The following is an 18,180-nucleotide window of genomic DNA, read 5'->3' as shown; positions in this document are numbered from 1 at the left end:
GTCACAGGGACTGCCGTATCAGCACGAGTTGAACGGTTGCTCCGTAGCAGACGCCGAGCTTGTCGTAGCGCGTCGCGACGCCCCGGGCCTGTTTCAGTAGGCCGATCCGGTTTCTCGACCTTGTGTCTGGCCTTGTGTTTCTCGCGGTCGAAGCCGGGTGGGCGTCCTCCCGCCGAGCCCCGGCGGCGCGGGGGTCCCCGCCTGATCACGCTTCTCCGGAATCGTGTGCGGGATCTGCCGGCGGCGCGGGTACTCGCGGATCTGTCGGGAGGAATCCGCCCGGTCGGCGAGGAGGCAATCCGGGATACGTCCGTCCCAGACGATCACCCCACCTTCCCGGGCTCCGGCCGCATGCTGGTGAGCCGGCAGATCGTGGAGTCGATCTTGACCTCAACCGAGCTTGAGGTCCTACGGTCCCCTCATGACCTGCACGGCGTGCAGGCTCCGCATCGAAATGCCCGGAGGGGACACCTCATGACGACCCAGCAGATCTCCGAAGCCGAACTCGCCGGGCAGCCCGCCGCGTACTGGACCGGTCTCGCCTACGAGGCGCTCATTGCGCACACCCGGGCGCAGATGGCGGAAAGGGGCTACACCCAGCCCCAGTTCTGGCTGCTCCGCAACCTGTCGGAGAACGACATCTCGCCCGACGGCAAAGGAATGACCCTCCTCGAACTACAGGCCGCCATGACCTCCTACATCCGGCCCGAGGACGACCTGGCGGCGGAGGCCAGGGTACTCGTGGAGCGCGGCTGGCTGACCTGGGACACCGAGGACCGTCTGTGGCTCACCAAGGAGGGGGAACAGGCGCGCGTCGACCTCGCGCGCAATGCCCCGGCGATCCGTGGTGTCCTCCACGAGGGCATCGAAGACGCGGACTACGTCACCACGTTGAAGGTGCTTCAGCAGTTCATCCGCAACGCGGGCGGAACGGTCATCTGACGGACCAGGGGCCGGGCGGAGTGCCCGGCCCCCGGTGAGTTCGTGGCAGGTTCGTCCAGCGGGGTCACGACACCACTCGACTCGCCCTGCTGCTGCAGGCACAGTGACCACATGTCAAACAGGCCCTCATCCGCCCGACTCCGATTGGCCCGGGCACAAGGCTGATGACGGCCTCAACTGGGCGGTCCCGGTGCTACGAGCCCGGCGCGGGAAGATCGAGAACGCGGGCGACGGCGGCCGTGACGGCAGCGCTGTGGCCAGGCAGGTACCTGGAGGCCCAATCGGCAGCCAGCGCTGCGAAGTCGGCCAGGTCGCGCTCGACGCCCGCGAGCAGGTGACGGAGCTCGGGCACCCCCAGCTCGATCACCGGACTGTCGCTCTGCTCGGCGTCGACGGTGAGCCGGATCGTGTCGCCGAAGCGCTCCGCAGTCGGCGACACGGGGTCGTGGCCGAATCCGAGGACGCGTCCGTCGACGACCTGGTGCCAGTCGCGCCAGTCCTCCAGCCCATCGCAGCAACCGGGCAGGAAGGTGACGCCTGTGGAGGTGTCGGTGACCCGCAGGCCACCGGCCGCGAAGAGGGCGTCGAACGTCAGCAGTCCGTGAAGGAACGAGTCGAGTGCGGCGGCCGGACGAGGCGGCCGGTCGCCGTCGGGGTCGATGTCGTTGCAGCCGGCGATGCGCATCACGGCCGTCCCGACCTCCGAGGGCGAGAGCTCGCCGCTGAGAGGGAGAAAGGACGATCGGACCTCGGCGACAGGCCAGAGGTCGAAGCCGTCAGACGCGTACATCTCCAGGACGGGCTGCATCACGATCACCCCGCGAAGTGTTCCGCATCCCGCGCCCGTTCCGCCCCCGATCGAGCCGACCGCCTCGTCTCGGTCATGGGAACGGCGCGCCTTCGTGGTTTCGGCCATCGTCGGGCCGGGGCCGGAGTGAGGCAAGCCACGGCTCGCGGGCCTGCGGAGTGCACTTGGCCTGGCGGCAACAGGCTGTCCAGCACGACCGAATGACGTGTGTTCGATATCGAGGCCGAGTCGTTGGACATCACGACCTCGCCCGAGCGACAGTCCCAGGGGGAACGATGACCGCGGACATCACACAGGACCCACGACTTCATCCACCGAACGGCACCACGCGGAACGACGAACCGCGGCGGGCCGGTGTTCGAGCGAAGGCGGACGTCCTCCGAAGGGCCTCACGGCCCCGCGCCGAGAGGCAGCCGGCCTCGCGCACACCGGTTCTCGGCAGGATCACCCCCGGCCGGCCCCACGGGGCCGTCAACCGGTCCACGGGAGGCGCCCGGTGAGGAGATTCTTCGGCCCGGTCAGGATGGCCGAACCGCAGGTGTCCGACGCCGAACACGAACTGTTCGGCGGACCCCTGCGCTACGACATGGGGTGGTCCCAGCACGAACACGCGTCGCTGGACCTGACCATGATGTCCGCGCTGCGCTCCATGCCCGCCCTCGTCGGCACCACGCTGCGCATCGCGTGGCAGGCGGACCGGCGTGCCCTGGTCTCCGTCGGGATCAGCGAACTCGGCCAGGGCATCGCCGCCGCCGCCGGCCTGCTCGCCGTCAACGCTGTGATGCACGCGCTGCTCGCCGGCAGCGGGAGCGCCGCCGAGCGGCTGCACGCCCTGGTGCCCGGCCTGCTGGCCGCCGCCGCCATCGGCGTCGTCAACTCCGCCCTGTCGGCCTGGTCCACGTCCCGCGCGGGGCGACTGGAGCCCAAGGTCGAGAGGATCGCCACCACCCAGTACCTCGCTGCCGCGGCCGCCGTCGAACTGGAAGCCATCGACGACCCCGACTTCCGGCGGCTCGTGGACATCGCCCAGCACGGCCCCGCCTCCGCCCGCCGCATGATCAGCGCCTGTGTCGCCGCGCTGAACGGCCTCATCTCCCTGATCACCACCGCAGGTGTGCTTCTCGTGCTGCATCCCGTGCTGCTGCCCATGCTGATCCTCATCGCCGCCCCCCGCGGCTGGGGCGCCATGCGCGTGGCCCAGGAACGGTACGTGTCGGTGATGAGCTGGATCGAACACGTACGGGCCAGCCGGCTCATCGGCAACCTGCTCACCGAACGCACCGCCGCCCAGGAGGTCCGCCTCCACGGCGTCGGTACCTTCCTCCTCAGCCGCTACGAGCGCATGGCCGAGAGCGCCGAAGCCGAACAGGAGCGCCTGGCCTCCAGCAAGGCGCTGACCGAGTGGGTGGCCTCCGCGCTGTCCGGACTGGCGATGGCCGCGACGTACGGGGCCATGTTCTGGCTGATCATGGCGGGGCACATGAGCCTCGCCGTCGCCGGGACCGCCGTCATCGCCGTGCGCACCGGCTCGGCGAGCCTGGGCGCGCTCGTCATGAACATCAACCAACTGCACGAGGAGAGCCTCTACGTCCGTGACCACGGCCGCTTCCTCACCCGGGCCGCCTTGCGGACGCTGCCCTCCGGCGGCGCTCCCGTCGCCGAACGGGTCGCCGAGATCGTCCTGGACCGGGTCACCTACCGCTACCCCGACCGGGACACCGCGGCCCTGGACGACGTGTCCCTGACCCTGCCCATGGGATCGGTCACCGCGGTGGTCGGCGAGAACGGCTCCGGCAAGAGCACCCTGATGAAGATCCTCTCCGGCATGCTGCTGCCCGACACCGGCACGCTGCGCTGGGGCGAGGACGATCTCACCGGCCTCGACCGCGCCCAGGTCTTCGAGCGCGTCTCGCTGCTCACGCAGGACTTCCAGCGCTGGCCGGTGACCGCCGCGATGAACATCCGCCTCGGCCGCCCCGACCACCCAGCGACGGACGAGGACCTCATGCCCTCCGTCGACTACGCCGCCGCCGGCCCCGTCGTCGCCAAACTCCCCGCCGGACTGCGCAGCCTGCTGGCCCGCATCTTCCGCGGGGCCATCGAACTGTCCGGGGGCGAATGGCAGAAGATCGGTCTGGCCCGCACGCACTGGCGCAGTGCGACGTCACAGGCGGACGGCGTCCTCATCGTCGACGAGCCGACCTCCGCCCTCGACCCGGAAGCGGAGATCGAGGCCTTCGACCGCATCCGCCGCCTCGCCGCCCCCAACCGGGCCGTCGTCCTGGTCACCCACCGCATGTCCGGCGTCCGGCACGCCGACCACATCTACGTCCTCAGCGACGGCCGCCTCGCCGAGCACGGCACCCACGACGAACTCCTCGCCGCCCGCGGCCGATACGCCGCCATGTTCGACGCCCAGGCCGCCCAGTACGCCCCAGCCGCCACCGTCCCGCACCCCGCCGCGCCCGTCGTCCCCGACCAGGTGTGACCCGCGAGCCTCACGCGCCGAGGCGGCGCGTGAGGCGTGAGCGGGTCAGCCGGCTCAAGCGTGCTTCGACCCCCGATGACGATCGCGAGATCCTGGAGATCAGGAGGAGCAGACAGCCTTTGCCGACGGCGGCGACCAGGCAACGAAGACTCCCGCCACTGGCAGCACACAGGCGGACCCGGTCGAGGAAACCCTCAGGCCGCGAAGAGCGGTTCGTACGGGTTTCCTTCCGGCGTGAAGATCAAGACGTAGTCCTTCCCCAGCCGAGTGGCCACCTCCGACAGACGGGCCAGCACCGCGGACCGGTCCGGAAGTTCGAGGCCGAGTGCCGCGGCAGCACGGGCCCTTCTGGCGGCGAGGTCCGGCATGTCCTCCACGTACTCGGCCTCGAGCTCGCGGCTCTCCTCGTCCGTGAACGCCTGGCAGTCCCGCCACCACGGCACGACCAGCAGGAGCCGCACCAGCTCGGGCAGGCCGACGGCGACCAGAGCCGCGCCGCCTTCGGAGTCGGCGTACAGGATCGGACGCTCCTCTCCGCCCTCACCGCAGAAGAAGAACGTGCCGCCCGCACCATCGCCGGCGAACCCTTCGAGCACGGCACCCGAGGCGAGGTGCACCTCCTCGACATGATCGCCTCGGTCGAGGTCGAAGTCACCCGGCCAAGCCAGGAAACGGGCAGCTTCTTCCTGCTCACGGACGGCGGCGATCAGCGATTCCATGGGCCGCAGCCTACGACCCGCTTCCGACAGCCGTCGTGGGGAGTCGGTGGCACTCTCCGCGGCAGGATCCGAGCCCCGGGACCAGCCCAGTCACCGTCTCATCCGGTGAGGCGTGCCGCGTCCCGGGCCGGCCTGGGTGCCCGAGGGCCGGCGGTCCGCGTGGGGGCGGGATCGGCGGGGGAGTGGGCGCAGGGTGGGCGGTTGTCCGGGAGTACCGGCACGCCCATGCGCCGCAGGAGGTCGCGTGTGGTGCGCTGGTGGAGCGTGCTGAACCAGTGGAGGTCGGGGTGGCGGGACTTCAGGTGCGCGAGGGCACGGGTGTCGAGGCCGGTACCGAGGAAGGGCTCGTCGATGGCGAGGGCGCTGATGGTGCCCCGTGCGCAGAGCCGGCAGATGCGGTAGCAGACGTGTCCGACCACGTGGCGGGAGTGCACGAGGAGGAGGCATTCCTCGGCCGGGCGGACGGAGCCCGCGGGCATCGTGGCGGTCAGGAGATCGACCTCGCGGTAGGCGGTGATGCGGCGCCTGAGCCGGCTCGTGGACGGTCCCCGGCGGGCATGGCGGGGGTACGAGGGGCCTGCGGGTGACATGCCGGGGCCGGGGGTGCGTGCGGAACGTACGTGTCGTCCGTGCATGGACCCCGTGTGCCCGCCCCACCGTCCGTCATGCACCATGTGCCGGGAGTGCGCCGGTGACCGGCGGCTCGAACGTGCCGTCCGGACCCCCGTCCCCCCTCGTTTCCCGGCCGGATCGACGGGGCGTGGTCGAGCGGATGACCTGCGGTGACGCGGATCCGAACTCGACCCTGGCCCACGCAGGTACCTACTAGGTACCATGAGAGTATGCCGTCCTTGAACATCACCTTCTCCGACGAGGAACTCGAAGCGGTCCGCGCCGCCGCGGCCGCCGAGGGCAAGTCGCTCAAGCAGTACGTCCACGACCTGCCGCTGCGAGAGCAGCAGCGCCTGCAGTTCGTCCGCTACGCCGTCTCCTGGGGCGAGACCCACCGCGGTGAGTTCGACGACGCCTTCCCCGACGAGGCCCCGCCCGCTGCCCGCAGTCAGGGAGCGGACGCGGCCTGATGATCCTCTACGTCGACGTCCCCTGGCTCCTGGACGTCCAGGAACAGGCCGTCCCCGAAGACGTCTCCGTCGCCGACTACTCCGCCCTGGTCGCCGCCGTCGCCCGCCACAGGACCCGCATCCCCCGCCCCGCGACCGCCGACCCCGACCCGGCCTGGCGCGCCGGCGCCCTCCTGCACACCCTGGTCCGCCTGCAGCCGCTGCCCTACCGCAACAGCCTCTACGCCTGCCAGGTCGCGGCCGCCTACATGAACGCCTCGGGCGACGGCATCGACCCCCCGTACGGCGCCATGGTCGACCTCGTCCGCGACATCCAGGCCGGCAAGACGAGCGTCTACCAAGCAGCCGAGCGCATTCGCACCTGGCGGATCTGAACACTCCGCCGCGGCACGGCTGCCGACCTCGCACACCCGATGCTCGCGAGATCGTCCGCCGCCGCCCGGGCCCCGGAGGCATCGAGCCGCCGTGACCACGATGCCGGTCCGGACCCGCAACCGCCCCCACCGAGGCGATCCCGTGCCGCACCCGCAACGGCGACCGCAGCTGTGCCGCGGGCACCACCCCGCTCGCCACCGAGAACGGAACGACCATGACCACCTGGACCACCCGCCCCGAGACCCCCGGCGACATCCCCGCTATCCGCGACATCACCCTCGCGGCCTTCCCGACCCCTCAGGAAGCGGACATCGTCGACGCCCTGCGCGCCGACCCGGAGGCATGGACCGACGGCTTCTCCATGGTCGCGGCGGGCCCCGACAACGCCCCGGTGGCGTTCGCGCTGCTCACCCGCTGCCACGTCGACGGCGAACCGGCCCTGGCCCTGGCTCCGTGCGCGGTTCTGCCCTCGGTTCAGCGGGCCGGTGCAGGCTCTGCGGCCATCCGTGCCGTACTCGACGCCGCCCGAACCCGGGGAGAGAACCTCGTCCTGGTCCTGGGCCACCCCGACTACTACCCCCGGTTCGGCTTCACGCCCGCCTCCGGCTTCGGCGTCCGGGCCCCCTTCGACGTCCCGGACGAGGCCATGATGGCGATGGCCCTGGACGACACCCGCCCCGTCCCGACCGGCACCATCCAGTACCCCGCCGCCTTCGGCGTCTGACGCCTCCTGTGCTGCCCCCGAGCCGCTTCGGGGTAGCACGGTCTTGTGGCAGGGCCCGGCGACTCCTCCAGAGCAGACGGAGCAGACAGCAGACGGAGCAGACGGAACGGGCGGAGCAGACGGAACGGGCGGGGCAGACGCCACGGTGGGCGAGGGGAGCGGACGCCCCCCGGGGCGTGCTGTCCCGGGGACTTCCGGAAGAAGCCGGGCCGGACGATGCCGTGGCTGCGACCACCGTCCGGCCCGGAGTGCGCGGGGGCCTGTGTCAGGCCACCTGGCCGTGCTCGCAGACGTCCCCGATGCCGTACGTCTCCCAGGCGGGAAAGTCGTCGTCGGCGGGAACGGTCTCGCCCGGCACCATCAGGCAGGCGTCGAGGGCCGCACGGAGGGCGTCGGCGCGCAGGCCGCTGCCGATGAAGACCAGTTCCTGGCCCTGTGCCGTCTCCGGACCGCGGGCGCCGGACGGTTCGAACCGGGCGACAGCGCCGGCCTGGGACCACAGCCCGGTCACCCCGGGGCGGCCGGCGAGCCGGAAGAAGCCCTTGGAACGCAGTACGCGACCGTAGGTCCGGCTGTCGAGGCCCTGGGTGACGAAGGTCCACAGCCGCCCGGGGTGGAAGGGCGCGCCGGAGCGGAACACGAGGGAGGAGATGCCGTACTCCTCGGTCTCCGGCACGTGCTCCCCGTTGAGTTCCTTCACCCAGCCGGGGGCCTGCTGTGCCCTTTCCACGTCGAACAGACCGGTGCCCAGGATGTGTTCGACGGGCACCCGTCCGCGTACGGCGGGGACGATCCGCGCTTCGGCGTTGAGCCGGGAGAGCGTGGCGCGGAGCCGGCGCGCTTCGTCGGGCCCGGCCAGGTCGAGTTTGTTGAGCACGATGACGTCGGCGAACTCGACCTGGTCCATGAGCAGGTCGCTGACGGTGCGCTCGTCGTCCTCGTACTGATCGAGACCGCGCGCGACGAGTTCGTCGCCGCCGCCGAGTTCCGCCAGGAAGTTCGCGGCGTCCACGACGGTCACCATCGTGTCCAGGCGCGCGAGGTCGCCGAGGGTGGCGCCGTCGTCCCGCGGGAAGGAGAACGTCGCGGCCACCGGCATGGGTTCGGAGATGCCGCTGGACTCGATGAGCAGGTAGTCGAAGCGGCCCTCGCGGGCGAGCCGGTCGACCTCCTCCAGGAGGTCGTCGCGCAGGGTGCAGCAGATGCATCCGTTGGTCATCTCGACCAGCCGCTCCTCCGTCCGGGACAGCGCTGCCGTGCCGCCGCGGACGAGCGCGGCATCGATGTTGACCTCGCTCATGTCGTTGACGACGACCGCGACCCGCAGCCCTTCGCGGTTGCCGAGTACATGGTTGAGGAGCGTGGTCTTCCCTGCCCCCAGGAACCCGGAGAGGACGGTCACGGGCAGCCGGTCGACAGCTGTCATGGAAGCTCAGCCCTCCGGGTGGACGAGGCCGCGCTCGTACGCTTTCACCAGGCGCTGCGGGACCTGGTGCACGACGCCGTCGACGGTGACCGGGACCAACTGGGGCGTGCTCGCCTTCCACTGGGCGCGGCGGTGGCGGGTGTTGCTGCGGGACATCTTCCGCTTGGGAACGGCCATCGTGAGACTCCTCGGTCCGGGTCTGACACCGCAGAAGCTACATGAAAATGGATCCCATTATCAATTTGGCCGGTGCGTGGAAGGGTGGCGCGGGTCCCTCGCGCCAGGCCGCGCGCGGCCGAGGCGCCACGGAGCGGGCAGGCGACGGGCCGGCGCTCCGCCCGGGCGGCTTCCCGCGCGGGTGAGGGTTCCTCGGTGCCGGGTGAACACGTGAGGGCGACCGTGCCTGGCTCCTGGCGGGACAGCCCGCCGGGTGAGGTCGCCGGGCGCCGCGGGGCAGGCTCCTGGCGGGGCGCTCGGCGTGTCCGTCGGCAGAGCCGTGCCGCTCGGCGTACGGCGATCCAGGGCAGGCTTCATGCCGCCGATGTCTCACTGGGCGCGGCAAGGTGTGGCCGGACGTGCCCGGCCGGCCCCGTGGGGCCGGGCTTCGGCGGTCCGCGCCTCGCGGGGGTTCGCGTGTGGCCCCTGCGGTCCCCTGTCCGTGGGTCCGCAGGGGCCGAACGCGACATCGGCGACCCTCCATGTGACGGGAGGTGGTGACCCTCTATGTGATGGGCGGCGATGCCCGGCAGGTCGGGCTCGGACGTTCCGGGGTCACCCGACCGGGCTTCGTCGGTCCGAAGCCGGCCGCTACCAGGAGGACTTGGTCACTCCGGGCAGGAATCCGGCGTGGGCCTGCTGTCGGGTGCGCACCCGCGAGAGCCCGAACTTGCGCAGGTAGCCGCGGGGGCGCCCGTCGACGCCGTCGCGGTTGCGTACGCGGGTGGCGCTGGCGTCGCGCGGCTGCCGCCGCAGTTCGGCCTGGGCGGCCTCGCGTTCGGCCGCGGTGGAGGACGGCCGGCGGATGGTCTCCTTCAGTGCGGCCCGCCGGGTGGCGTACCGCTCGACGGTCTCCTTGCGCCTCGCGTTCTGCGCGATCTTGCTCTTCTTCGCCATCAGACCTTGCCTCCCCGTGCGCGGATCCGGGCCACGGCGGCCTCGATTCCGATCGTGTCCACCGTCTTGATCGCCCTGGCGCTCAGGGTGAGGCGGACGTGCCGGCCCTCGCTGGGCAGCCAGTAGCGCTTGCGCTGGATGTTGGGGTCGAAGCGGCGTGATGTGCGCCGGTGGGAGTGGGAGATGGTGTTGCCGAATCCCGGCTGGGCGCCGGTCAGTTGGCAGTGGGCCGACATGGTTGCAGCCGCCTTTCTCGCTACCGCAGCGTGTTGGTAATGGAAATCATTGTCATATAGTAGCGGCATGGCACGCAACGAGATCCGCCCGGTCGTCAAGCTCCGCTCGACGGCGGGAACCGGGTTCACCTACGTCACCCGCAAGAACCGGCGCAACGACCCCGACCGGATGGTGCTCCGCAAGTACGACCCGGTGGCGCGCCGCCATGTCGACTTCCGCGAAGAGCGCTGACCACCCCGCACCTCCGCCACACTCCCTGCCCCATCGTCGAAAGGGCCGGCCATGAAGCCCGGTATCCACCCCGCCTACGAGCCCGTCGTCTTCCGCGACTCCGCCTCCGGCACCGCGTTCCTCACCCGCTCCACCATGACCAGCGACAGGACGGTCGACTGGGAGGACGGCAACACCTACCCGGTCGTCGACGTCGAGACCTCGTCCGCCAGCCACCCCTTCTACACGGGCTCCGCCCGCGTCCTCGACACCGCCGGCCGCGTCGAGAAGTTCCAGCGCCGCTACGGAGCCGGCTGATGGCCCGCGAGCACCAGCTCCCGGTCGTCGTCGTCGCCGGCCTGCACTCCGACGCCCGGACCGAGGTCGTCGACCGCCTCCTTGGATCCGTCCCCGGAAGCGTGGCCCTGCACCACGATCTGGGCGGGGCACCCGAGGGCAGCGTCCTGCGGGTGATCCGCGACGCGCAGGGGACCGTTTCCCGGGAGGAGGCGCCCCTGGTGAACGACTGCGCGTGCTGTGCTCTGCGCGAGGACCTCGTGCCCGAACTGGAACGGCTCGCGGACGGCGGCCTGACCCGCCTCGCCGTGGTCGAACTCTGGGACTCGGTCGAACCGAAGGGCATGGCCGAGGTGATCACCGCCCACGGTGGGGACCGGCTCGCCCTGACGAACGTGATCACCGCGGTGGACCCTGCCCTCGTCCTGCCCTACCTCGGCAACGGCGACGACCTGGCCGAAGCCGGCCTTGCCGCGGCCGCCACCGACCGGCGGACCGTCGGTGACACCTGGGCCCGCCAGCTGGAGTACGCCCCCGTCCTCGCCGTCGTCGACAGTGACGAGGCCGACGACGAGGACCACGCCCTCCTCGCCCAGTTGCACCCCACCGCGCGGCGCGTGCCGGCGCATTCCGTCGAGCTCGCCCGGGCGGCGTTCGCCGGGTTCGACGCCGAGGCCGCGGCAGCCGCGCAGCACCCCGCGTGTGCGCTGCTGCCCCAGGAGGCCGACGAGGCCGGCGTCGCCACCCTCGTCTGGCACCGCAGGCGCCCGTTCCACCCCGAACGCCTCTACCGGGCGCTCGAGGACCTGTGCTGCGCCGCGGCCCGCAGCCGTGGCAGGTTCTGGCTCGCCGACCGGCCCGACACCCTGCTCGCCTGGGACGCCGCCGGCGGTGCACTGTGCGTGGAGAGTGCCGGCCCCTGGCTGGCTTCGCTGCCGGACGCGGCCTGGGAGATGGTGCCGCCCGTGCGCCGGGCTGCGGCGGCGCTCGACTGGCACCCCGACCACGGTGACTGCTGCCAGCACCTCGTGTTCACCTCGCCCGGGCTCGACCGCGACGGACTGGAACGCCTCCTCGACTCCTGCCTCCTGACGGACGCGGAGTACGCGTCGGGGCGCGAGTCGTGGAAGCACCTGCCCGCCGCCTTCGACGCCCTCCTCGACGCGGCCTGACGTCCGCCGGCGCAGCCCCACCCGTACGGCCCGTTCACCGCCCGGCACGACCCTGAGCGAAAGCTCCCCGCAAGGAGACACCGACATGGCCCGACGTCCCGACCCCCGCAAGCCCGTCCAGTCCCGTCCCAACCCGCTCGACGCGGCCGGCATCACGTACATCGACTACAAGGACACCGACCTGCTGCGGAAGTTCATCTCCGACCGCGGCAAGATCCGCAGCCGACGCGTCACCCGTGTGACGGCCCGGCAGCAGCGCGCCCTCGCCGCCGCGATCAAGAACGCCCGCGAGATGTCACTCCTCCCGTACGCAGGCCGCTGACGGCCGCGGACCGGTCCCGGCCCTGTATCCGGGCCGGGCCGAGCGGCTCCGCAAGGGCCCGGCTTCCCCCTGTCCGGGCCGGGCCGAGCGGCTTCGCAAGGGCCCGGCTGCCCCTCGCAGCAGCCCGGGCAGCCCGTGACCCGGACCTGGGCCCCGTCCGGCACGGTACGGCGCAGGGCCGCCGGCTGAGCGGAGGGGCCGCCGCAGGGAATCCCGGGTGTGCCGCGGCAGCAGCCGCGGCACACCCGCACCGTGCAGGACGCGCCCCCGCCCGGGCTGCTCCTTGCGCTGGTGCGGACGGCGGCTCACGGTGCGACCGGGCACGCGCACGCCAGGCGCCTGTACCGTCCAGTTCCGAGGTCCGCCGGGTGCGGACCTCCGAACCCGCAGACATATGGAGTGATTTCCCATGAACCAGGTGATCTCTGCCGACGGTACGGCCATCGCCTACGAGCAGCAGGGCTCGGGCCCCGCAGTGGTGCTCGTCGGCGGCGCCTTCATGGCACGCGGCGATTCCGCCGCGCTCGCCGGCCTGCTGGCCGAGCACCTCACCGTGATCACCTACGACCGCAGGGGCCGCGGAGACAGCGGCGACAGCCCCGACTACGACGTACAGCGCGAAGTCGAGGACCTGGACGCCCTGATCGAGCGCGCGGGCGGCGAGGCGATGGTCTTCGGCATGTCCTCCGGCGCCGTCCTGTCCCTGGAAGCCGCGGCTCGAGGCAGCGCCGTCTCCCGACTGGCCCTCTACGAGCCGCCCTTCATCACCGACTCCAGCCGCCCCCCGCTGCCCGACGACTACGTCGCTCACCTGACGGACCTCGTGAAGCAGGGGGCGTACGGCGATGCCGCGGCCTACTTCATGACCGCGGCGGTGGGCATGCCCGCCGAGGCCGTGGCCGGGATGCGGCAGGCCCCCTTCTGGACCGGCATGGAAGCAACCGCCCGCACCCTGCCCTACGACGGCCGGATCATGGGCGACACCATGTCCGGCCGGCCGCTGCCCGCCGGCCGCTGGCAGGCCGTGAACGTACCCGTCCTCGTCGGCACCGGGGACGCGGGCGCGCCGCACATGCTCACCGGCGCGCGGGAACTCGCCGCACTCGCCGACAACTTCACCCTGCACGTCTTCCCCGGCCAGGAGCACACCATCGCACCCGAGCTCCTCGCCCCCGTCCTGACCGGCTTCTTCACCACCGGACAGCCGGCATGAGCACGGCCTTCGCCGGCTCGGTCGTCCTCCCGGGCGTGTTCACCGCCCGCTGAGCACGCCGAAGGCCGTTCACACCGCGGCGACGAACTGATCGACCATCCAGGCCGCCGTGCCGAGGGAGTACGGCGGCAACCTCCGTGACCGGAACTGCGAGCCCCGGTCCGCGCCGCGCGGCGCCCCGGCGAGTTCGCCTCAGGGCTCCACGATGATCGTGCCGATGGCCGACTCCGGTCCGGGGCCGTCGGGCCGGTCGACCGTCCACCAGCCGAGAGCGTCCGGGAACTCGCGCTGGGGCACCGCGCGGCCCGCGGGGGTCATCAATCGTCCCTGGTACGCCTGGGCGTAGCGCGCACGGACGGAGTAGGTGCCGGGCTCGTCCGGGACGACGAGGTCGCAGGAGACCTCGACCCACTCGGCCGGGCCCGGGTTGTCCTCCGCCAGTGCCTCGACACCGGTGCCGGGGTTGACGACCCGCAGGCTTCCGCCACTGCGCTGCTTGCCGTTCCACACGGACGCCTGCGCGCGGTTCTCACCCGCCAGCCCGACGATGACCTGGTTGACGGCGTTGCCGCACTCGGCGCAGTCGTGGAGCAGCGCGAAGGCGAGGGTGTAGGTGCCGCCGGCGGCGACGCGCAGCACGGGGCCGCCGCCGTCGATCCGTACGTCGCGAATCTTGAAGCGGAACCCCTTTCCGCCTCCGTACGGTTCGGTCATCTCCGCGAGAAGTTCCTTCATGTGGGCCATCCCATCACGCCGTCCGGGTGACGGACGAGGCGGCGCCTGATCGGCTCGAACTCGGTGACCGTCCTCGGCCCCTTCAGGTCACTTTGCGGCCGTGAGCCGCCAGTTGCCGCGGGGTACGTCGAGCGCCGCGACGAGGTCGGCCCGCGCAGGGAACGGAACGCCGAGCCGCCACGGCTCCGGCAGGGCGGCGAGCCCGATGACGACCAGCTCCTCGGTGACGTCCGCCGGCGCTCCGATCCAGTGCGGTGCCATGGCCATCAGCCGTTCGGCCAGCCAGGCCCCGGGCTCGGGGACGGGCGGCGCCTCCGCCTCGGCGAGTCCGATGCGGCCGGTGATTTCGGCGAGGGCGCGTCCGGCCAGCAGGGCCGGCAGACGCGCGAGGAGCGCGGCCGGCAGAGCGGGGTCGCGGGTCTCCAGCGACACGTAGCAGTCGTCGTGGCCCGAGAACCAGATCCGGCAGTCGCCCAGCCGGCCCAGAAGCGGCTCGCCGGCACCGGCCGTGCCGATCGCCAGCGCGAGCTCGTCGAGCTGATCCGGGGTCACGTCCGGGGCCACGTCGACGAGCGCGAGTTCGTACGGCGACCAGCTGCCGTCGAACAGACGCGGCAGCAGGCCGCGCTCCATCACCAGGATCTCGTCCGAGAGCCCGATGGTTCCGGACGCCCAGGACCCGATGGGGTGGACCGTGCACGGCACGCCGAGTGCGGCCGCGACCAGCGACGGCCGCAGCGGACGCCACTCCTCGTCCAGACAGGAGTTGGTCTCCAAGGACACCACCGCCACCGCGTCGTTCGCCCCGGCCGCCACGAGCAGGTCCGCCAACTCGCCCGCCTGTGCCGCGGCCGCCCTCACCTGCCACAGCCCCTCGCCCTCCCGGACGCTGAAACTCAAGGGGAACGGCCCGCCCCCGGGCCGGCACCGTCCACGCTGAATGCTCCCCGCTGTCCGACCCCGTTCACCGCCACACCCCCGAGAACCCACCACACGCATCCGCCCGGCCCTGCCGCGCGATCCGGCAACGGTCAGCCCTATCGTCTCAGCAGCCCGCCCGCGGGCGCCGTCAACTGGGCTCCGGTGGGGGAGGGGGGGCGGCGCGGCGCCTCGCGCACCGCGGCACCGTCGCGGCGAACGGGTTCGGGGCCGGGGCGGCCGTGTGGTCCCGGTACCCGGCCCCGGTGCCGCGGCGGGTACGTCAGATCCGGTTGCCGCACGGACGCCAGGGGCGGTGAATCGCCGCAGTACGACGCCGGGTTGGGATCCGCAGCCTCGGAACCTGCACAGCGGGCCGGGAGCCGCGGTCTCGGAACCGGCACCGCTGCTGCCGATGTCCCGTTGGGTAGGTCTCGGTTGCCACCCCCGGATGCCGGACGCCGGGGCGGGGCATACCGGTGCGACGAGCGGTGGAGGAAGCGGCGTGGAGGACCTGCGGGCGGAGGACCCCCGGCGGATCGGTGCGTACCAGTTGGTGAAGCGGCTGGGCGGCGGCGGAATGGGGCAGGTGTTCCTCGGCCGCTCCCGTGGTGGCCGCCTGCTGGCGGTGAAGCTGGTCCGGGCCGAACTGGCCGATGCGCCGGGCTTCCGGGGGCGATTCAGGCGCGAGGTGGACGCGGCCCGGCAGGTGGGCGGCTTCTACACGGCGCACGTTCTGGACGCGGACCCTGACGGGGATCCGCCCTGGCTGGCCACGGCCTACATCCCGGGGCTCTCCCTCGAGGAGGCCGTTGTCCGCCACGGCGCACTCCCGGAGCCTTCGCTGGGGCTGCTGGCCGCGGGCCTGGCCGAGGGACTCGCGGCTGTGCACGCCTGCGGGGTGGTGCACCGTGACCTGAAGCCGGGAAACGTGATCCTTGCCGCCGACGGTCCCCGGCTGATCGACTTCGGCATCGCCCGGGCGGCGGAGGACACCCGACTGACGGTTTCCGGTGTGGTGATCGGCACGCCCGGATTCATGGCGCCGGAGTACATCGTGGGTGACCTGGCGGAGCCGGCATCGGACGTGTTCGCCCTGGGCGCGGTGCTGGCCTACGCCGCGACAGGCCGTCCGCCCTTCGGCAGTGGCGCGGCGCACGCCGTCAACTACCGGGCGGTGCACGAGCCGGCGCGACTGTCAGGGGTCCCCAGCACCTGCATCGCGCTGATCGAGGACTGCCTCGCCAAGGAGGCCGCGAAGCGGCCGTCGGCCGAGCAGATCGTCGACCGGGTGCCCACCTGGGGAACGTCCGGTGCGACCTGGCTGCCGCCGCGCCTCACGACGATGATCGACGAAGCCCGTGCGACGGACTTCCCGGAGACAGCCACGGACAGGGCCAGGGCCACGGCCACGGCCACGGACACTGCCACGGGCTTCCCGGCCACGGCCTCGCCGGGCGGGGGCCTCTCGTTCTTCACATCGGACGTGGAGATCCCGACCCCGGAGGGGTGGGCGGACGCGGGGCGCGCTGACGGGGAACAGGAAGCGGAAGAGGCGAGAGCGCGGGAGCTGCGCCGGAGGCGGATCACGCACTGCCGTCGTCTGATCTCCGGTGCGACGACGGTGAGCGGCAGCATCGACGCCACGCAACTGCGCTCCCGTGCTCTCGCGTTGGTCGCCGCGGCAGCCACGCCCGTGGAGGCGGAGCGCGGGAGGCACCTGGCCGGGAAGGCCGTGCGACTCGCGGGCGAGGCGCCGCAGGGCCTCGACCGGGTGACCGCCCTGTCACATGTGGCGCAGGCGCTGGCGGGAGCCGATGACGAGTGGGCCCGCACCGCCGCCGAGCAGGGCGTCGCCCTGGCGGAGGGCATCCGGGGCCTCTTCAGCAAAGGCGCCCGGCGGGACGCCCTCGCGGTGGCGGCCGTGGGCCTGGCGGCAGTGGCTCCCGAGCGTGCGGAGAAGATCGCCACCCTGGTGGGCGGGCCCCGGACGCTGGCCGAGGTCGCCGAAGCCATGGCGGCGACGGCCCCCGCACGCGCCGAACGCATCGCACGTGCCATCGGCGAGCCGACGGCTGCCGGCCGTGCGCTGGCCGATGTTGCCGAGGCGATGGCCGGCACCGACCCCCGGCGTGCCGAACGGATCACCCGTGAACTCGACCCGGACCAGGCCGACCGCGTGCTCCTGGCCGTCGTCCACGCCCAGACCGCCAAGGATCCCGAACGCGCCGCCCGCATCGCACACCGACTCGAAGGCAGCATCGGCACGTCCGAAGTGGAAAGGCTGACGCGCCGCGCCGCGCTGGCGCTGGCGCGCACCGACCCCGAGCGGGCCGTGCGCATGGCTCCGCCCGGCTACGACGAACGGGAGATCGCCCGGAGAGCGGTCGAGCAAGCCGCGTCAACCGATCTCGCACGGGCTGAACATCTTCTGCGGACATTCCCGGAACCCGCGCGCAGCTCCGCCCGGAACCAGTTGCTCGGAGAAATGGCCACAGCGGATGCTGACCGTGCCGAACGAATCGCCCGCGGCATCAGCGACGACGTGGAACGCGCGGAGGCGTTGGCGACCGTCTTCTCCGGCCTCTTCCACAGCGACTTCCCTCGGGCGCAGCGTGTGGCTCGCGCCATCCCCGCCGACCAGCCGGAGACCCGCGCCTACGTCCTGACGTGCATGGCGTCGAGCCTGGCCCCGTACGACACCACCAGTGCGGACGGATTGTTCAGCGAAGCCATGGCAATCGTCGACGGACTGCGCGGTGACGACGACTACGACTACATAGCCATGCACCACGCCCGCACCCTGGTCCACCGCGATCCCGGCAGAGCCGCAGATCTGGCTCGCACGATCGGAGACCCGAAGATGCGTGCGGTCCTGCTCGCTGACATGGCTGCGGAGATCGCACCTGACCAGCCCGAGCGAGCCATGGCACTGTTCGAACAGGCCGCGCACATCGCCCGGGACATCAGCCAGGCGGCACTGCCCGCCTACACGATGGTGCACATCATCACGACTGCCGCCCCGCACGCCCGGCAGTGGGCGACGGCCCTCGCGGTCGACGCCGTCCGGACAGACCGTGAGGGCGCCCAGCAGATCGCGGAGGCGCTGGTGGAATTTGCCCCCGAGGCAGCGGCCCGCGTCGCCGCCGACATCGTTCGCACCGAGCGCGGACACCATGACGGGGACACGTACAACATCCACGGCCAGGACGGACTGGTCCTGCTGGCCGAGACCGACGCGCGTGAGGCGGCGCGGCTCGCTGTGAGCCACGATCCGGCGGACGGCCCTGACGCGGCGCTGTACGAACTCGTCGAGGCGCTGGTCTTGCGGGTCGGGTGGGAGGTGGAGAGGCTTTGCGAGAGCTGAACATGTCAGGGGCGGCGAAGGCGGCTTCCGGG

General features: G+C 72.1%; 20 protein-coding genes. 11 read left to right on the top strand and 9 right to left on the bottom strand.

Going from position 1 to position 18,180, the window contains the following annotated elements:
• The first annotated feature begins 474 nt into the window (after window positions 1-474).
• On the top strand, window positions 475-942 hold the full coding sequence (locus JE024_RS00135; protein ID WP_205371587.1) for a winged helix DNA-binding protein: 468 nt from the start codon (window positions 475-477) through the stop codon (window positions 940-942).
• A 193-nt stretch (window positions 943-1,135) separates the two neighbouring features.
• On the opposite strand, the gene JE024_RS00130 is transcribed toward JE024_RS00135, so the two are convergent.
• Window positions 1,136-1,750: a hypothetical protein gene (locus tag JE024_RS00130; RefSeq protein ID WP_443742867.1), complete on the bottom strand. Its 615-nt coding sequence runs from the start codon at window positions 1,748-1,750 to the stop codon at window positions 1,136-1,138.
• Window positions 1,751-2,246: 496 nt separating this feature from the next.
• Here JE024_RS00130 and JE024_RS00125 point away from each other — a divergent pair, with 496 nt between their 5' ends.
• A complete protein-coding gene (locus JE024_RS00125; RefSeq protein ID WP_244882457.1) occupies window positions 2,247-4,238 on the top strand; it encodes an ATP-binding cassette domain-containing protein in 1,992 nt (663 codons plus the stop codon).
• A 194-nt stretch (window positions 4,239-4,432) separates the two neighbouring features.
• Here JE024_RS00125 and JE024_RS00120 read toward each other — a convergent pair whose 3' ends face one another.
• Both JE024_RS00120 and JE024_RS00115 read right to left on the bottom strand, forming a co-directional pair.
• Window positions 4,433-4,957 (bottom strand): hypothetical protein, encoded by a 525-nt coding sequence (locus JE024_RS00120; RefSeq protein WP_205371585.1) that lies wholly within the window; start codon window positions 4,955-4,957, stop codon window positions 4,433-4,435.
• Between the two features lie 98 nt (window positions 4,958-5,055).
• Window positions 5,056-5,547, bottom strand: a complete 492-nt coding sequence (locus tag JE024_RS00115) for a hypothetical protein (protein WP_205371584.1) — start codon at window positions 5,545-5,547, stop codon at window positions 5,056-5,058.
• Window positions 5,548-5,799: 252 nt separating this feature from the next.
• Between JE024_RS00115 and JE024_RS00110 the strand changes: the two genes are divergently transcribed.
• The 3 genes from JE024_RS00110 to JE024_RS00100 all read left to right on the top strand — a co-directional run bounded on the left by JE024_RS00110 (window position 5,800) and on the right by JE024_RS00100 (window position 7,138).
• Window positions 5,800-6,039, top strand: a complete 240-nt coding sequence (locus JE024_RS00110; RefSeq protein ID WP_205371583.1) for a type II TA system antitoxin, ParD family — start codon at window positions 5,800-5,802, stop codon at window positions 6,037-6,039.
• Window positions 6,039-6,413, top strand: coding sequence for a toxin Doc (locus JE024_RS00105; RefSeq protein ID WP_205371582.1), 375 nt, complete (start codon window positions 6,039-6,041; stop codon window positions 6,411-6,413). The genes JE024_RS00110 and JE024_RS00105 overlap by 1 nt, the downstream gene beginning before the upstream one ends.
• A gap of 215 nt (window positions 6,414-6,628) precedes the next feature.
• The gene (locus tag JE024_RS00100; RefSeq protein WP_205371581.1) at window positions 6,629-7,138 is read left to right on the top strand and encodes a GNAT family N-acetyltransferase; all 510 of its coding nucleotides are present in this window, start codon (window positions 6,629-6,631) and stop codon (window positions 7,136-7,138) included.
• 265 nt (window positions 7,139-7,403) lie between these two features.
• Here the strand turns inward: JE024_RS00100 and JE024_RS00095 are convergent, their stop codons facing one another.
• The 4 genes from JE024_RS00095 to rpmB form a co-directional block, all read right to left on the bottom strand.
• Window positions 7,404-8,564: a GTP-binding protein gene (locus JE024_RS00095; protein ID WP_205371580.1), complete on the bottom strand. Its 1,161-nt coding sequence runs from the start codon at window positions 8,562-8,564 to the stop codon at window positions 7,404-7,406.
• A gap of 6 nt (window positions 8,565-8,570) precedes the next feature.
• Window positions 8,571-8,741: a 50S ribosomal protein L32 gene (rpmF, locus tag JE024_RS00090; RefSeq protein ID WP_200426305.1), complete on the bottom strand. Its 171-nt coding sequence runs from the start codon at window positions 8,739-8,741 to the stop codon at window positions 8,571-8,573.
• 630 nt (window positions 8,742-9,371) lie between these two features.
• The gene (gene rpsN, locus JE024_RS00085) at window positions 9,372-9,677 is read right to left on the bottom strand and encodes a 30S ribosomal protein S14 (protein WP_205371579.1); all 306 of its coding nucleotides are present in this window, start codon (window positions 9,675-9,677) and stop codon (window positions 9,372-9,374) included.
• Window positions 9,677-9,913, bottom strand: a complete 237-nt coding sequence (gene rpmB / locus JE024_RS00080) for a 50S ribosomal protein L28 (protein WP_205371578.1) — start codon at window positions 9,911-9,913, stop codon at window positions 9,677-9,679. The genes rpsN and rpmB overlap by 1 nt, the downstream gene beginning before the upstream one ends.
• Window positions 9,914-9,980: 67 nt before the next feature.
• Here rpmB and rpmG point away from each other — a divergent pair, with 67 nt between their 5' ends.
• The 5 genes from rpmG (at window position 9,981) to JE024_RS00055 (ending at window position 13,128) form a co-directional block, all read left to right on the top strand.
• A complete protein-coding gene (gene rpmG, locus JE024_RS00075; RefSeq protein WP_030036050.1) occupies window positions 9,981-10,145 on the top strand; it encodes a 50S ribosomal protein L33 in 165 nt (54 codons plus the stop codon).
• Window positions 10,146-10,196: 51 nt separating this feature from the next.
• The gene (locus JE024_RS00070; RefSeq protein ID WP_205371577.1) at window positions 10,197-10,442 is read left to right on the top strand and encodes a type B 50S ribosomal protein L31; all 246 of its coding nucleotides are present in this window, start codon (window positions 10,197-10,199) and stop codon (window positions 10,440-10,442) included.
• The gene (locus JE024_RS00065) at window positions 10,442-11,593 is read left to right on the top strand and encodes a CobW family GTP-binding protein (protein ID WP_205371576.1); all 1,152 of its coding nucleotides are present in this window, start codon (window positions 10,442-10,444) and stop codon (window positions 11,591-11,593) included. Before JE024_RS00070 ends, JE024_RS00065 begins: the two co-directional genes overlap by 1 nt.
• Window positions 11,594-11,678: 85 nt before the next feature.
• Complete coding sequence (gene rpsR / locus JE024_RS00060) at window positions 11,679-11,915, top strand: 30S ribosomal protein S18 (protein ID WP_205371575.1); 237 nt, start codon at window positions 11,679-11,681, stop codon at window positions 11,913-11,915.
• Between the two features lie 409 nt (window positions 11,916-12,324).
• The gene (locus JE024_RS00055; protein WP_205371574.1) at window positions 12,325-13,128 is read left to right on the top strand and encodes an alpha/beta fold hydrolase; all 804 of its coding nucleotides are present in this window, start codon (window positions 12,325-12,327) and stop codon (window positions 13,126-13,128) included.
• A 192-nt stretch (window positions 13,129-13,320) separates the two neighbouring features.
• Here JE024_RS00055 and JE024_RS00050 read toward each other — a convergent pair whose 3' ends face one another.
• Both JE024_RS00050 and JE024_RS00045 read right to left on the bottom strand, forming a co-directional pair.
• On the bottom strand, window positions 13,321-13,863 hold the full coding sequence (locus tag JE024_RS00050; RefSeq protein WP_244882455.1) for a hypothetical protein: 543 nt from the start codon (window positions 13,861-13,863) through the stop codon (window positions 13,321-13,323).
• Between the two features lie 87 nt (window positions 13,864-13,950).
• On the bottom strand, window positions 13,951-14,763 hold the full coding sequence (locus JE024_RS00045) for a hypothetical protein (RefSeq protein ID WP_205371572.1): 813 nt from the start codon (window positions 14,761-14,763) through the stop codon (window positions 13,951-13,953).
• 523 nt (window positions 14,764-15,286) lie between these two features.
• Here JE024_RS00045 and JE024_RS40785 point away from each other — a divergent pair.
• Window positions 15,287-18,148, top strand: a complete 2,862-nt coding sequence (locus JE024_RS40785) for a serine/threonine protein kinase (RefSeq protein WP_244882453.1) — start codon at window positions 15,287-15,289, stop codon at window positions 18,146-18,148.
• Window positions 18,149-18,180 lie beyond the last annotated feature (32 nt).

Source organism: Streptomyces zhihengii, assembly GCF_016919245.1.
GTDB classification, from domain to species: domain Bacteria; phylum Actinomycetota; class Actinomycetes; order Streptomycetales; family Streptomycetaceae; genus Streptomyces; species Streptomyces zhihengii.
This window is presented reverse-complemented; position numbering and strand designations above follow the sequence as displayed.

Bases quoted from the DNA above. Each gene is read 5' to 3' on its own strand.
- rpmG (WP_030036050.1), top strand. From the start codon at position 9,981: ATGGCACGCAACGAGATCCGCCCGGTCGTCAAGCTCCGCTCGACGGCG.
- JE024_RS00100 (WP_205371581.1), top strand. From the start codon at position 6,629: ATGACCACCTGGACCACCCGCCCCGAGACCCCCGGCGACATCCCCGCT.
- JE024_RS00050 (WP_244882455.1), bottom strand. From the start codon at position 13,863: ATGAAGGAACTTCTCGCGGAGATGACCGAACCGTACGGAGGCGGAAAG.
- rpmF (WP_200426305.1), bottom strand. From the start codon at position 8,741: ATGGCCGTTCCCAAGCGGAAGATGTCCCGCAGCAACACCCGCCACCGC.
- JE024_RS00115 (WP_205371584.1), bottom strand. From the start codon at position 5,547: ATGTCACCCGCAGGCCCCTCGTACCCCCGCCATGCCCGCCGGGGACCG.
- rpsN (WP_205371579.1), bottom strand. From the start codon at position 9,677: ATGGCGAAGAAGAGCAAGATCGCGCAGAACGCGAGGCGCAAGGAGACC.
- JE024_RS00110 (WP_205371583.1), top strand. From the start codon at position 5,800: ATGCCGTCCTTGAACATCACCTTCTCCGACGAGGAACTCGAAGCGGTC.
- JE024_RS00095 (WP_205371580.1), bottom strand. From the start codon at position 8,564: ATGACAGCTGTCGACCGGCTGCCCGTGACCGTCCTCTCCGGGTTCCTG.
- JE024_RS00130 (WP_443742867.1), bottom strand. From the start codon at position 1,750: ATGCAGCCCGTCCTGGAGATGTACGCGTCTGACGGCTTCGACCTCTGG.
- JE024_RS00135 (WP_205371587.1), top strand. From the start codon at position 475: ATGACGACCCAGCAGATCTCCGAAGCCGAACTCGCCGGGCAGCCCGCC.
- JE024_RS00055 (WP_205371574.1), top strand. From the start codon at position 12,325: ATGAACCAGGTGATCTCTGCCGACGGTACGGCCATCGCCTACGAGCAG.
- rpsR (WP_205371575.1), top strand. From the start codon at position 11,679: ATGGCCCGACGTCCCGACCCCCGCAAGCCCGTCCAGTCCCGTCCCAAC.
- rpmB (WP_205371578.1), bottom strand. From the start codon at position 9,913: ATGTCGGCCCACTGCCAACTGACCGGCGCCCAGCCGGGATTCGGCAAC.
- JE024_RS00120 (WP_205371585.1), bottom strand. From the start codon at position 4,957: ATGGAATCGCTGATCGCCGCCGTCCGTGAGCAGGAAGAAGCTGCCCGT.
- JE024_RS00105 (WP_205371582.1), top strand. From the start codon at position 6,039: ATGATCCTCTACGTCGACGTCCCCTGGCTCCTGGACGTCCAGGAACAG.
- JE024_RS00065 (WP_205371576.1), top strand. From the start codon at position 10,442: ATGGCCCGCGAGCACCAGCTCCCGGTCGTCGTCGTCGCCGGCCTGCAC.
- JE024_RS00070 (WP_205371577.1), top strand. From the start codon at position 10,197: ATGAAGCCCGGTATCCACCCCGCCTACGAGCCCGTCGTCTTCCGCGAC.